Raw genomic sequence first — 13,607 nt, forward strand, 5'->3', positions numbered from 1 at the left:
CAACCGGCGAGCTCCCTACGGGTGACGGAAAACGCGCATGTCGCGCCAGCGCACCACGAAGATGCTGCCCTTGCCTGGCGCGGAAGAAAGCTCGACGTAACCTCCATGGCGGGTCACGATCTCGTTGACCATACTGAGGCCCAGGCCCGCACCTGAGCCGTGAGGGTTGACCCGGTAGAACGGCTCGAATATGCGCGAATGCTTGTCACCGGCAATTCCGCAGCCCTGATCGGCTACGGTCACGCTGCCGTCAGCCTCAATACTGACCGATATCTGTCCTTTTCCACCTCCGTACTGGACTGCATTCCGTACCAGATTGACGAATGCACGCTCCAAAGATTCGGCATCACCAGGGACGAACACGTCTTCCGCGTCGCTGTCGAACGAAATCTCGTAGCCTTCGGCGATGGCCAGGGGAGCAAGGTCGGCGACCACCTTCGACACGACTCTGTTGAGATCGACAGGTGCATTCTGCTGAGGCTTTTGCCGGTACTTCTCGGTGTCGAGGAGCTGGTTCGCGATCGCTGTAAGTCGCTTGATGGCCGTCTGCAGGTGCGTCTTGTCCGCACCTGGTGAAAGGGTATCGATTCTCACCTGCAGGACAGCGATCGGCGTTCTAAGTTCATGCGCCGCGTTCACGAAGAAGCGCTCCGTCGCCTCGAAGCCACTATCGAGACGACGCAGCGCCCTGTTGATGTCGCGCACCAGGCGAAGCACCTCATTGGGCAAGCCACGCTCTTCCACCAGGGCGCCGCGTGTATCGAGATCAATCCTGTCGAGACGCCCCGTCAGATCGCTGAAGGACCGCAGCGCCCAGCGTGTGACAAGCGGAACGCCAATGAGGGAGATGGCGACGAGGATAAGCGCCGGTACGCCGATGGCAAGGTTCCCCAACAGCACGGTCACACCATATTGGGACATCGAAACACCGCCAGCAAAAATCGTTGCCTCACCGGCCTGGGTGTCGAAACGCTCCATGCGGGCGACACTCAACGGATCATTCAGATCACCATGGAGCTCGACGCTTCTGAATGTCCGCAAGAATGGTATGTTGTTGGCGATTTTCCCGGGAGGCACGCCGTGTGCAAGGACGATATCGTTGCCCAGGTCTGCCACGAACCACAGGTCAGGCGCTTCCTCCATAATCTCTTTAAGCTTGGCCGTCGGCACCAGATGGGGGCGGCCATTCGGCTCGAGACGGACCGAGTCTGCTATTTCCTGGGACAGCCAGATGGACGTGATCGCCACATCGGGCTTGATGCCAGAAAGGAGATAGAAAACCAGGCTGAGCGACGCGATGACCGCGCAGAGCTGCAGGACAATAAAACCAAAAGTGAATCGCCAGCGAAGGGATGTGCTGGTCATCCTATTTCTGCTCATGAAGGTAGTAGCCTATGCCACGAATGTTCTTGATAACAATGTCGGCCTCCGCTTCACCAAGCTTTCGGCGCAGGCGAGACATATTGGATTCCAGGGAGTTAGACTGGATCTCATCGTCAAATGAATAAACCTGCCCCTCAAGGGACGAGCGCAACACGGTACGACCTCGGTTTCTCAGAAGAGTTTCGATGATGAGCAGTTCCCTGCGGGTGAGCGCAAGCCGGACACCGTTGACATGCACGTCGCATGAAACGCGATCATAGGTGACGTTTCCTGCCGACAAGACGAACGGGCCGGTTGTCGGCGCCCGCCTCAGCACAGCGCTCATTCTGGCAATCAGCTCGGGGATTTCGAAAGGCTTCGGCAAATAGTCATCAGCACCGTCATTGAGCCCGGAAATTCGCTCGTCGGTCGATCTCAGAGCGGAGATGATGATCGATCGCGTATTTGAACCCGCGCGACGCAAATCAGCGAGGAAGGTACTGCCATCACCATCCGGCAGTTGCCGATCGATAAGGACAATATCGTAATCCGCCATAGCGATTGCTTCCCGCGCCGTTGCCAGATCTCCAACGGCGTCAAGAACGATGCCATGCTGCGAGAGAGCTACCCTCAACGCATCCGTCATTTCCGGATCATCTTCGATAAGTAGAAGTTTCATAATCGCATAGCCAGTCAAATCACGAACTATCATTCCCGATAGTCTCTACAGCAAAACTGCGGAACCGGTTCAGATAAGCTCGACGGTCTTGATGTCCGTTGTTGGACACCAGAAAACCGTTGCGGACGTAGATACCAGCGAAACCGAAGTTCGCCCGGTATCCATCTCGCCTTTGACCGCGCTTCGCCCAGGCAACAATCTTTATCGGCAGCGACCGTAATAATCCTGATATCTGCAGCCGTAGTTGCGTCGGTCCTGTGGTTCCCAGCGGTCGCGGCGGTTCCTGTCGTTACGTTCGCTGACGTTGCCCACCACGGCCCCTCCCACGCCACCTGCAGCAGCTCCCACTGCAGCGCCTTGCCAGGTGCCGCTTGCCAGTCCGCCAATGACTGCACCACTGGCCGCGCCAATGCCGGCAGCCTTTTCCGTCCGGCTGCAGGCTGTCAGTGTCAAACAAATGAGTATGCCTGAGATTATCTTTTTCATGTCTGTCCTTTCGACCCATCGCTGCTACGGCCATCCGTCGACCGTTGAGACGCACCAAGGCGGAGACGTATGGACACCGAAAATTACGCGGAAGTTACGGGGAACCATCGCAATCGACACCGGTCGAAAGCGCAAATTCGTGTAGGATGCGTGACGCCTTATCGGAAGCCGTATGGAATAGGGTCGCAGCTGAAGTCAGCTCTTGGGTCGGCTCTGGGCGGAGAAGAAAGTGGTATGCCCTTCCGCCCGCGAGGTTATCAGATAACAGGCCACAATCGTGAAATACCTCTAAGCCAGGGAACCAACTGAACGAAATCTCCGTTGCCGTCACGATTATTTCTTCGGAGGCGCGTCATGAAATTCAAGCTGGCTTTAAGCATAATTTTAAGCGTTACCTTTACGGCTGCAGTCGCGGAAGCACGGACCCAATTGCATCTTTATGGTACTGTCCCGGTGACAGGTAACCACGTACTCGAGGTTGCCTATCGTGCCGCACTCGACAGGTGCAGCTTCGAAACCTACCCATCATATGACCAGGCGTTTCTCTATGCAGGCGCCTACGGCACTACCGAGGTGCGCAGTTGCATGTACCGTAAGGGTTTCGTCTTTGAAAATGGTCAGCCTTTTGCATACCCTGTCAGGAAGGTAACCTACCTTTTACGGTAACAAGGTGTTGAAACATCTGATTGCGGAGCGCGTGATAGTCGCCGTCCAAACGGGGGGGACTTGATATATTTACGAGGCCTGCCCCCAGGGCGCTGTCATTGCCGTTGACTGGCTCGATTGCGTCTTGAAAACCGGCTCTCGAATATCAATTTTCAGGCTAACCTGGAGGTCGACATGATCTACATTATTTTCGCATTATGCGCGCTCGTGGCGACATTCTTTGTGTGTCGGTACTACGCTGCCAAGACCCTTCTCGTCGAACACGAAATCGACAAAGCCATCGCGCGGCGATTTTCATCCAGCCAGAAGGCTCTCGAGCTTGCGAAACTGCGAGAGGAAAACGTCGTTATCCGAAATCTCTTGCTTGACCTTCTGGAGAACGAAGCGGCTTTTCCAGTTCAGCCGGCAACAGTATCGAAGGACGATTTACGCAGGATGAGCGCGGCCAAGATCCAGCGGTATCGCGAGATACTGGCCGAAAGTCGGCACTTGCTGCAACAGCGTGACGCCACGGACGTTTTCGAACACTCCAGCTCATTGAAGGCTTCCCAACGGAGGATGTAAGGTTGGAAAAGGTCGAGCAGAAAACTTCAGAAAGCCGTCTCCCGAAAGGTCGCCTGCTGCCGGCCCAAAGCCCTTTTGCGGATGTAACCGCCTCGAACAAATGGTCCTGCCTGAACCACCTGGAACTCTCCACGCGATTTGAATATCAGGATAGTGACCGTCGACTCGCGCCACAAATGGTGCGAAGCGGAAAGCCGCAGTTACACGGAAGCTCAGAAGGAACCCAAATGTCGATCACTGTACAGAGAACAATTCCTGCCGAGCGAATGCTCCAGTTCCACCAAATGGTTGATCGGTGGCTGGGAGAAGGTCCGATCAAGCTTGCGACGAATGCAACGATAACCGCAATGGACAATGCCGGCATCCCCAAGGCCGAACAGGCGGCGATTATCGAGGATCGGGATATCATCATGAAATACAATATGCGCCTTGGTGTAATCAGCGAGGTATTTGGCCCAGCCATTGATAAAGCAGTGGGGTCGTACCGTTCGGGAAGTGAGGCCCAGGATGAAATCGCTCGGTTGATTGTGACCGCAATCGGTATCCGTCAGGACGATGACAGTGAACTGATCACATTCACCTTCACGACCCAAGCCGAAGCAGATGCGTTCGACAAATCTACCTGACGGACTGCGTGTCCTGTCGCTCTTGTGTCTTGAAACTTTCGAACACTGGCCTCTTCTCTGGCCGAAGAGCGAACGTCTGTGCGACCAGCCATTACATCCTGGTCTATCTCGGAGCGCGGCTTGGTGTGACCCCGGCGTCCTGTGTGAGGCAAGCTGTCACTTATTTCTTCTTCTGCCCAATCGAGACCGTCGCCGTCCTTCCAGCAATCAGCCGCACCTCCTTAGGGACATCATCGATCTCGATCCGCACGGGAATCCTCTGGGCGAGCCGCACCCATGAGAATGTCGGAGCCACGCTTGCGAGCGAGCCGGCCGTATCGCTCCGTTCCCGGTCCTCGATACCCGCGGCAATTCCGGTGACGTGTCCGGTGACCCACACAGCTTCACCCATGATCTTGATTGCAACGGGGTCACCGACATGGATTCCCGGTAGCTTGGTTTCTTCAAAATATCCCGCAAGATAGATGGATTCTCTTTCCACCAGGACGCCCACGGCATTTCCAGCCTGGACGTAGTTTCCCTTGCGAAGGGAAAAATTCGTAATCGCCCCGGATGTCGGCGCCTTCAGCGTTGTTCGCTCAAGATTCAGCTTTGCCAGATCCCGCGCGACCAGCGCGGATCGATAGGCAGCCTCTGCCTGGTACATCCGGCTTTCCGCCTGCTGCCGATCCTTGAGGCTGGCAGCCTCCTTCGATGCAAGCAATTGATACCGTTCGAAATCGATTTTCGCCAGCTCTGATGCCGCCCTCGTCCCCGTGACCTGCGTTTCTGCCTCCCGCAACGCAAGCTCGAAACGATCCGTTTCGATGCGAAACAACGGCGTTCCTTTCTCAACCTGCGCATTGTCCGACACAAGCACCTCGGTGACCGGCCCGGAAACATCCGGCGCAAGTCGAACGATATCGGCCCGGACATGGGCGTCTCGCGTCCACGGCGCCTCCATATAGAAAGACCAGATGTGCCAGCCCAGCACGGCAGCACATACCGCCATGGACAGCGTCAGGAGGACTTGACCCGAAGTGAACGCCAGATTTTTCATCGTCATTGAAACCAGTCGATAGCGGCGGAAAATCCGCCGACAAGGGAGATATAAAGTGCGAGGTTGAACAGAGAGCGATGCCAAACCGCGCGGTAAAAACCTGTCTTGCCAAGAAAGGAGGCGAGGACGCGCAACCCGACGTAAGCAGACAAGGCGAGCGCTGCGGACGATGGCAGAAAGACACCATAGAGATCGAGGTCTTCCATCAAGCGGCTTTCCCTCCTGTAAACGGGATTCCAGGGACGGGCCTGTCGGCGTCCGGAGCGATGCATAGGCGAAGAGCGGCGGCGTGAATCAGAACCTCGTTATCCATCGCGGTGGTGACGGCAAGGGAAAGGATGAGATCATCCAGCGCCCGCACGGCGTCATCCAGGGAGGTCGGGCGATCGGCCGGGAGGCTGCCGTACAATACTGTGACTGCCCGGAAGACCGATCCTGCGATGAGACGAATATCGACCGGCGCTTTTGCAATAAGCTCTTGCATTGCAATCAGATGCAGGCCTGCGCGGATATTCCGTAAAGGGTCGCAATCGCCGAGGTTGGAAGTCCGCGGGAGTTTTGCCACTTTCGAGGCGAACAGGCCGACCACGTCGACCATGCGATGTCTTGTAACAAGCCGGCCGGCGTGCTTGCCAACGGCGATATTTGCGACGTGCCTGCGGGTAACGGAAAAAAGCCTTCTCGCATTCGTTTCGGCCTGCACAGATCGAAAGATACCACAGACCGCAATCGTCCAGACCATCGCCAGAATGGTCGCGGCCGTCGCATTCGTAAATGTGGTAAAATCGGCTCTCGGATATGCCTGAAGCGTGAGAAGAAGCGGGAAATTGATGCAAAGACCCATACCGACAAGTGCCAGCGAAGGCACGGCGAGGCATATTCCCGCCGGTATCAGAAACACTCCCAGAGCAGCGACAAGCGGTGCAAAACTGTCAATCGCCGGCAGGATCGCATAGCCATAGACGAATGCCGCAATCGCAGCGCCGATCGTCACATTAGCGAATTTGCGCATGGCCGGGACCGGATCATCCATCGTGGCAAGGAGGCAGCACAGAACGCCCGATATCTGGGCAAGTGTCATTCCGTCGGACCAGCCAGTGGCGATCCAGAAGGAGAGCGACGTCGCAAGGCACACCGCAACCGCAAGCGACGATAGCAACGCCATTCCAATATCACGGTGCGGTGCGGTGCGGCGGAGGGGAAAACGAGCCGCTGGTGCGCCTTTTTCGCTTTCAATCAGGTTTCGAAGAGTGAGGCACTCCTCAGAGAGTCGAAAACCAGTCCGCAGCTCCCGGGTATAATTGGCGAGAAGAAGTTTTTCCCATGTTGGGCGCGCCGCCGAAGAGGTTGCATCGACCGTGGTCTCAAGCGAGGGCGAACCAGCCCCGGTGATCGTTGCCAAAGTCTTTTCGTGACAGGACGGATCAAGCCTGCAAAGCGCTCGTCGCAAATCCTCCAGTTCGCTCAGCAACGGAATGAAGGCGACCATCCTGTGCTGCAGCGACTTCACCAACACAACTCTGCTTCGGTATCTTGAGCCGTCATACTGAAGATGGGCCGCAAAAGAACGCAGATCGGCCGCCTCCGCTGCCAGTGCATGGAGCTCCATCCTTCTCCGGGTTTGGTCCATTTCGCCGGCGGTCGCTGCAAGCGACTCCTGCGCCCTCGCCATCCAGCCATCGATCCGGTCGAGAAGGGTTGTCCCGACATGAACCGGAAAAACAACGTGACTGACGATCGAAGCGCATATGATCGCGAGTCCGATTTCCTCTGTACGGGAAACGACAATATCGAAAGCATTTCCGGGGGTGTTGACCAGCGGTAGTCCCGCAAGAAGCACCGTATACCCCGCCAACAGGGCTACATAACTGCGTGGCGTGCGATCAAGAAGACTGAAGAAGGTGCATGTGGAAACCCATAGGATGATCGCACCAGAGAGCAAGATCGGCTCGTTTACGAGGTTCGGAACCATCACAATTGTCGCGCTGCCGCCAATCAGTGTTCCGAGCAGCCGATAGACCGACTTTGATGAGATCGCGCCGGACAGGGGATGAGCGACGATGTAAACGGTCGCAACTGCCCAGTAAGGTCTGTTCAAGTCAAAGCTGAGGGCTATAAGATACGCCAGCATGGCCGCGAGGAATGTCTTCAGTGAAAAGATTACGTTTCCGCTGGTGACAATTGGTCTACCACTCAAATGTCTTCTCCCGTCCGGGAGGTATTCTGCTCCACTCCCCGTTCGTCGCAGGTGGTCCTGGGCGGCAGGTAGATCACTGGCGAGACATAGCAAAAGAATGGTGCGGCGAGGCAGGCGTGCAGATAGGCTTCGGCCTGATCGGTGCACGCATTACCCTCCGGACGGCGGCCAGGAAGCGCGTGGGCTTTTAAAAGGATACGGCTCGTGATTGTCCTCAAAAGACCGGTCCGGGACGAGTTGGATGGCGACAGAATCCAAAGACTACGAGGCCCTTTTCGGGATAAACGAATTTCGGTTCTGACAATGTCAGACCACCACCGGTCGTCGAATTTTTGAAGTGCCATAATCATACTCCAGCTTGTTGCCGGATGACCCTATCGACAAAACGCACGGAAGAATTTAGGTATTCTCTCTAATGATCACTAAATACCACCATTCGCCAATATCCCTGTCCGGCGCCGTCGCCGACCATGATCTTGAAAGCTCTTCATCGCGCGTTCGCGCTGTGAGGATCGACGTGTCGCAGAACGAACGCGAGGCTCCTGAACACCGGCACCGCAAGGGCCAGCTTGTTATGCCCCTGCGTGGTGGTGTGACTTGCCAGGTTCCGGGCGGCATGTGGATGGTTCCGCCTCACTGCGGCGTCTGGGTGCCGGGAGGCATGCTGCATAGTAATGTTGCTACGGCCAACGCGCGTCTGTTCTTCCTGTTCATCGAGCCGGGGGCTGCCGATCTGCCGGACCGGTGCTGCACGCTTTCCCTCTCACCGCTCGTCAGGGAACTTATCATCGAGATGGCGGACCAGTCCGAGGTTGCGACCGCGCACTCGGAACTCATGACGACGTTGCTTCTGTCAGTATTATCGCGAATGCCGGTAGAGCATCTCCATCTGCCGCTGACGGGTGAATCAAGGCTCGCGCATATTGCGTCAGTGCTGGCGGATAATCCCTCCGATCGCAGTACGATGGCGCAATGGGCAAAACGAATGGCGATGAGTGAGAATTCGCTCGCCCGTCTCGTCCAAAACGAGACGGGCCTGACCTTCGGCCGCTGGCGACAGCAATTGCAGGTGATTGTCGCAATTCGAAGCCTTGCAGCGGGGGCGACGGTGCAGCAGGTTTCGGGGGATCTTGGATATCAATCCGTGTCTGCGTTCATAACCATGTTCAAGAAAGCGCTTGGCACATCGCCTGCCCGATATCTGGCAAATTTCGACCGCTGGACGTCAGAAAATACAGCGACACCCGAGAGGAGATAAAGCATGTTCACCCACGTCATGATCGGCAGCAACGACCTGGAGCGGGCCAGGAAATTCTACGATGCCGTCTTCGCCGCTCTGGGCGGCAAGCCCGGCGCGATGGACGCGAGAGGCCGACTGATCTACGCCCATGAGGGTGGGCGGCTCATGATCACGAAACCGATCGACGGCAAGCCGGCGACTGCTGCCAACGGCGGAACGATCGGTATTGCGGCCGCAACCCCCGATCATGTTTTGGCCTGGCATGCCGCCGGCGTCGCGCATGGCGGCGTGGCAATCGAGAGCCCGCCGACGGCGCGCCCGAACGGGGCGTTCGTCGCATATCTTCGCGATCCTGATGGAAATAAACTGACCGCGCGGACGCCTCCGACGACATGAGGCAGGCAGCCTCGCGCTCGGTTGGTTTCATGAAATGAAGCAAATCGGCGGAGGGTCCGGATCGGAACCTAATAGGCCATTTGCTCGCGCAGGCGGGGCGTGATCCAGTCCAGAAAGCGTCGCACTTTCATCGATAAGGGGTCGGCCGGCCCATGAATGACATTAACGGGCAGCGGTTCAGGTGCGAACTCGGTCAGAATTTCCTGCAGGGCGCCGGAACGTAGCTGATCGGCAACCTGGTAGGAGAGCACCCGAATGATGCCAATGCCAGACACAGCTGCCTGAATTGCGGCCTCTGTCGTGTTGACCGCAAGCCTGGGACGGGGTTCAACATTGAAGGTGGCCCCGTCGCGGCGGTAACGCACTTCGGGCGCGGTCGCGAAGCCCTGGAAACTTATACCGTCGTGCCGGGCAAGGTCGTCGGGGTCAAGCGGAACTCCTCGCCGGGTGATATAGTCAGGGCTGGCGCAGACGACCCGGCGGACTGAACCAACACGCGTTGCGATCAGCGCGCTGTCGGCCAGATGACCGATGCGCAGCGCGACGTCAACGGGTTCGTCCGCCAGACTTATCTGGCGGTCCGTCAGCGTCAGTCGCATGTCGATTTCGGGTTGCTCCTTCAGGAATTCCAGCACTATAGGCAGAACGTGGCGCTCCCCGAAAGCAATCGGCGCGGTCATATGCAGCCCTCCGCGCAGCGCGCCGTAATCGCCGCTGGCCTGCCGCTCTGCCGCATCCAGTTCCCCGAGGATACGCCGTGACGCGGCGACGTAATTTCGTCCTTCATCCGTCAAGGTCAGGCCGCGGCGGGTACGCAGCACCAGACGGGCGCCAAGGTGCTTTTCGAGGTCGGCGACCTTGCGGCTGACCGTGGCGAGCGGCGCCTGCAATCGCCGTGCACCAGCCGAGAGGCTGCCGGCATCGACCACCGCGAGCAGTACTGACATCGCTTCGAACCGGTCCATTCTATCCTTCCATAAATTGAGAGGTAATCTCCTGAAATCGGAGGATACCGTATCGGTTTTGGATATCCTAGCTTTCATGATGTCGGGGACCTTCCCTCGTTGCCACATTAAGGAGAAAGACATCATGCCCAATCTTTCGCGTCGTGCCTTTGCCAGCGCTCTTCCTTTTGGTCTCCTCGGGGGAGGACTGATCCATAGCGCGCAGGCCGTCGCCGCAACACCGGAACCGGTCGCGACGCTGGCCAGCGTAACGCCGCTGGCGCAAATACGCATCGGCCGCTTTACGGTGACGGCGCTGACGGATGGTTATGCGGATATGCCCTACAACTTTTTTCCCGGGCGTGACCCGGCCCAGGTAGAACAGGCGGCTGCCGCCCAGTTCATCGCCAGGCCAAGCGGAGTGCGGTTTCTGTTTAATCAGTACCTTGTCGATGACGGCCAACGTCGCATCCTGATTGATGCCGGTGCAGCGGGCTCGATCGGGCAAACCGGCAACCTGCCGCAAGCCCTCGCCAGGCTCGGTCTGCGGCTTGATCAGATTGACGCGGTGATCGTGACCCACATGCACCAGGACCACATGGGCGGGCTGATCGCGGGCGGCAGGAACAACTACCCGAACGCGGAGGTTTATATCGATCGGCGTGACGTCAAGCACTGGACCGACCCGGCCAAGCGTAGCGGCGCGCCCGATTACCTCCGGACCAGCTTTCAGATGGCAGAAGAGGTCGTGCGCCTCTACCCCGGACTCCAGGCGATCGACGGAGAGCGCGAAATTATGCGTGGCGTCTCGATCGTCGACCTGACCGGCCACACACCCGGTCACATCGGCGTTCGGGTGGAAGATGAGGGAAAGAGCCTTGTCATGGTTTCAGACATGATCTTCCCGGTCGTACATCCGGGAGCGACCGACGTGTTCTTTCTGTTCGAACAGGACCGGGCAGCGGCCAGGGCGATGCGCGACCGCTTCTTTCCTCGCGCCGCTTCGGAAGGCACGCTCATAGCCGCGACGCACATGCCGTTCCCGGGACTGGGTCACGTCGTTGTCGATCGGGGACAAATTCGCTGGCAGGTCGCGGACTGGGCGTTGCAAGACTGAGGCCGGTTTCGGCCGTCTGGAAAGGCAGATGGAAAATGAGCAAATATCTCGACATTGCCGCGACTCCTTCCGTCACGGCCGCACAGGATAAGTACGGAAGTGCGGAGCAATGGGCGCGGATAGCCGCGCGTGGTGGCGCCGGTGAAACGACCCTGAGCCAGCGCCTCGGTCCCGCAGAAACAGCCTTCATTCAAGAGCGTGACGGTTTTTATCTCGCCAGCGTTTCGGAAACGGGCTGGCCTTACGTCCAGTACCGGGGCGGGCCGGCCGGTTTTCTCACCGTTCTCGACCCGACGCTGCTGGGTTTTGCGGATTTTCGCGGTAACCGGCAATACATCACGACAGGCAATGTAACAGCGAATGACCGCGTCTCACTGTTCCTGATGGACTACGCTCACCGGCAACGCCTGAAAATCTTTGCCCGCATGCGGATCGTCGACGCAGGAGATGATCCGTTGCTGGCAGAGAGGCTGACCCTGCCCGACTATCCCGCTCGTGTGGAACGTCTTGTGCTCATCGCCGTGGAGGCATTCGACTGGAACTGCCCCCAGCATATAACGCCGCGCTTTACACTTGCCGAGCTGAAGCGTTGGCGAATGGAGTGAACAGGGTTGCTGCCCCGTTTTCAGGGCTTCGGGACTTTATCGAGCCGAAGGGGCACTGGACATAACCGGCATCGTCCGTCTCGCCGTGCGAAGGGGGCGATCTGGTCAGGATCGGACTCATTGGGTATCCCGAGTTTATGCTGCAGCCTTTGATCCGAACCGGAATTCTGTGCCCTTGCCCCGACATCCAGGGGGCACATTGGTGCCTCGTGCGACATTGAATATCGGTCATGCGTGTCTCGGCCGGAGGCGTTTTTAAGTGAATGTCTAAATACTGAGATTAATGTTGACGATTGAGACAGTGGTGTGGTCTATTCTTCTTTTCGTCGTTAGGTCAAAAAGGGGAACAAAATGACCATGGACACCGCGTATCGTGAGGAAGTGACCTCATCGAGTCCGAGTGAAGTAGATGGAAAGGCAAAGAAGGCGATGCTGGGCGCCGCCATCGGTTATGCGATGGACGGGTTCGATCTGCTGATCCTCGGTTTTATGTTGAAAGCAATTTCGAGCGACCTCTCCCTGAGCCAGGGGCAGGCGGCATCGCTCGTTACCGCGACGCTTATCGGCGCCGTTATCGGGGGCGTTCTGTTCGGCATGTTGTCCGACAGACTGGGTCGCGTCAAGGTTCTGACCTGGACGATCGTGCTTTTTGCCGTTTTCACCGGACTTTGTGCCCTTGCACAGGGCTATTGGGACCTTCTTTTCTACCGTACGATGGCCGGCCTCGGCCTTGGCGGTGAGTTCGGCATCGGGATGGCTCTGGTGGCCGAGGCCTGGCCAGCAAACAAGCGCGCCAGGGCGTCATCCTATGTTGGCCTGGGGTGGCAACTCGGTGTCCTGGCAGCGGCGATTGTGACACCAATGCTCTTGCCTGTGATCGGGTGGCGAGGAATGTTCGCGATCGGGATTTTCCCGGCTGTCGTCGCCTACTTCATTCGAAACTCCCTGCACGAGCCCGAGGTTTTTGTCGCAAACAAAGCCAGAAAATCTACGAAATCCTCGCTGCGACTTCTGGTGGAAGACTGGGACACCACAAAACTCAGTATCGGGATGGCTATTCTCTGCTCGGTTCAGAATTTCGGCTATTACGGCGTGATGATCTGGCTTCCGAACTATCTTGCTACCCGGTTTGGCTTTGCGCTGACACAATCGGCGATCTGGACGACCGTAACGATTGCGGGGATGGCATTGGGCATTTTCATGTTTGGTCACATTGCAGACCGGATCGGTCGTCGTCCTGCCTTCTTCGGGTACATGTTCATGGCCGCGGTTATGGTCGTGATCTACTCGCAACTGACGGACCCATATGAATTGCTGGTGGCAGGCGCAGTTATGGGATTCTTCGTCAACGGAATGCTTGGCGGTTACGGTGCCCTTATCAGCGAGCTCTTTCCGACCCCGGCTCGCGCTACCGCACAAAACGTCCTCTTTAATGTCGGACGCGGCGTTGGTGGATTTGGCCCCGTCGTGGTTGGCACTATTGCGTCGTTCTACGGGTTTGAACTGGCGATTGCGCTTTTGGCGACGCTATACATTCTCGACATGGTAGCCATGTGGTTCCTGATCCCGGAACGGCGCGGACGTGAGCTTTCCTGACGATTGAGCGGGACGCAACCCCCGTAAATTCGAGGCCCTGCCGCAGAATGCGGCAGGGTGAATGTGACTGACGCCGCCCATGCGGCGTTG

Annotated in this window: 15 protein-coding genes; 8 read left to right on the top strand and 7 right to left on the bottom strand. The window is 57.6% G+C overall.

Annotated elements, in window-relative coordinates; genetic code table 11:
- Positions 1-15 precede the first annotated feature (15 nt).
- From O3S81_RS19885 to O3S81_RS19895, 3 genes are all read right to left on the bottom strand, one after another.
- Positions 16-1,365, bottom strand: coding sequence for a sensor histidine kinase (locus O3S81_RS19885; protein WP_269345964.1), 1,350 nt, complete (start codon positions 1,363-1,365; stop codon positions 16-18).
- 1 nt (position 1,366) lies between these two features.
- On the bottom strand, positions 1,367-2,041 hold the full coding sequence (locus tag O3S81_RS19890; RefSeq protein WP_095445557.1) for a response regulator transcription factor: 675 nt from the start codon (positions 2,039-2,041) through the stop codon (positions 1,367-1,369).
- A 201-nt stretch (positions 2,042-2,242) separates the two neighbouring features.
- A complete protein-coding gene (locus O3S81_RS19895) occupies positions 2,243-2,527 on the bottom strand; it encodes a YMGG-like glycine zipper-containing protein (RefSeq protein ID WP_269345969.1) in 285 nt (94 codons plus the stop codon).
- Between the two features lie 354 nt (positions 2,528-2,881).
- On the opposite strand from O3S81_RS19895, the gene O3S81_RS19900 reads away from it, so the two are divergent.
- The 3 genes from O3S81_RS19900 (at position 2,882) to O3S81_RS19910 (ending at position 4,383) form a co-directional block, all read left to right on the top strand.
- A complete protein-coding gene (locus tag O3S81_RS19900; protein WP_269345971.1) occupies positions 2,882-3,193 on the top strand; it encodes a hypothetical protein in 312 nt (103 codons plus the stop codon).
- 174 nt (positions 3,194-3,367) lie between these two features.
- The gene (locus O3S81_RS19905) at positions 3,368-3,757 is read left to right on the top strand and encodes a hypothetical protein (protein WP_269345973.1); all 390 of its coding nucleotides are present in this window, start codon (positions 3,368-3,370) and stop codon (positions 3,755-3,757) included.
- 2 nt (positions 3,758-3,759) lie between these two features.
- A complete protein-coding gene (locus O3S81_RS19910; protein ID WP_269345975.1) occupies positions 3,760-4,383 on the top strand; it encodes a hypothetical protein in 624 nt (207 codons plus the stop codon).
- 160 nt (positions 4,384-4,543) lie between these two features.
- On the opposite strand, the gene O3S81_RS19915 is transcribed toward O3S81_RS19910, so the two are convergent.
- From O3S81_RS19915 to O3S81_RS19925, 3 genes are read right to left on the bottom strand one after another with little or no spacing between them, the layout of a single operon-like run.
- Positions 4,544-5,422: an efflux RND transporter periplasmic adaptor subunit gene (locus tag O3S81_RS19915; RefSeq protein WP_269346314.1), complete on the bottom strand. Its 879-nt coding sequence runs from the start codon at positions 5,420-5,422 to the stop codon at positions 4,544-4,546.
- A 2-nt stretch (positions 5,423-5,424) separates the two neighbouring features.
- The gene (locus O3S81_RS19920) at positions 5,425-5,628 is read right to left on the bottom strand and encodes a DUF1656 domain-containing protein (RefSeq protein ID WP_269345977.1); all 204 of its coding nucleotides are present in this window, start codon (positions 5,626-5,628) and stop codon (positions 5,425-5,427) included.
- On the bottom strand, positions 5,628-7,619 hold the full coding sequence (locus O3S81_RS19925; protein WP_269345978.1) for an FUSC family protein: 1,992 nt from the start codon (positions 7,617-7,619) through the stop codon (positions 5,628-5,630). The genes O3S81_RS19920 and O3S81_RS19925 overlap by 1 nt, the downstream gene beginning before the upstream one ends.
- A 415-nt stretch (positions 7,620-8,034) precedes the next feature.
- Between O3S81_RS19925 and O3S81_RS19930 the strand changes: the two genes are divergently transcribed.
- Positions 8,035-8,877, top strand: coding sequence for an AraC family transcriptional regulator (locus O3S81_RS19930; protein ID WP_269345979.1), 843 nt, complete (start codon positions 8,035-8,037; stop codon positions 8,875-8,877).
- A gap of 3 nt (positions 8,878-8,880) precedes the next feature.
- The gene (locus O3S81_RS19935) at positions 8,881-9,255 is read left to right on the top strand and encodes a VOC family protein (RefSeq protein ID WP_269345981.1); all 375 of its coding nucleotides are present in this window, start codon (positions 8,881-8,883) and stop codon (positions 9,253-9,255) included.
- A 68-nt stretch (positions 9,256-9,323) separates the two neighbouring features.
- On the opposite strand, the gene O3S81_RS19940 is transcribed toward O3S81_RS19935, so the two are convergent.
- Entirely contained in the window at positions 9,324-10,220 is an 897-nt protein-coding gene (locus O3S81_RS19940) for a LysR family transcriptional regulator (protein WP_269345982.1), read from the bottom strand.
- Between the two features lie 124 nt (positions 10,221-10,344).
- Here O3S81_RS19940 and O3S81_RS19945 point away from each other — a divergent pair, with 124 nt between their 5' ends.
- From O3S81_RS19945 to O3S81_RS19955, 3 genes are all read left to right on the top strand, one after another.
- On the top strand, positions 10,345-11,316 hold the full coding sequence (locus O3S81_RS19945) for an MBL fold metallo-hydrolase (RefSeq protein WP_269345983.1): 972 nt from the start codon (positions 10,345-10,347) through the stop codon (positions 11,314-11,316).
- A gap of 35 nt (positions 11,317-11,351) precedes the next feature.
- The gene (locus tag O3S81_RS19950) at positions 11,352-11,921 is read left to right on the top strand and encodes a pyridoxamine 5'-phosphate oxidase family protein (RefSeq protein ID WP_269345985.1); all 570 of its coding nucleotides are present in this window, start codon (positions 11,352-11,354) and stop codon (positions 11,919-11,921) included.
- Between the two features lie 351 nt (positions 11,922-12,272).
- Complete coding sequence (locus O3S81_RS19955) at positions 12,273-13,517, top strand: MFS transporter (protein ID WP_139786544.1); 1,245 nt, start codon at positions 12,273-12,275, stop codon at positions 13,515-13,517.
- The last annotated feature ends 90 nt before the right edge of the window (positions 13,518-13,607 follow it).

Origin of the sequence: Agrobacterium sp. SOY23 (assembly GCF_027212525.1) — a bacterium.
GTDB classification, from domain to species: domain Bacteria; phylum Pseudomonadota; class Alphaproteobacteria; order Rhizobiales; family Rhizobiaceae; genus Agrobacterium; species Agrobacterium tumefaciens_I.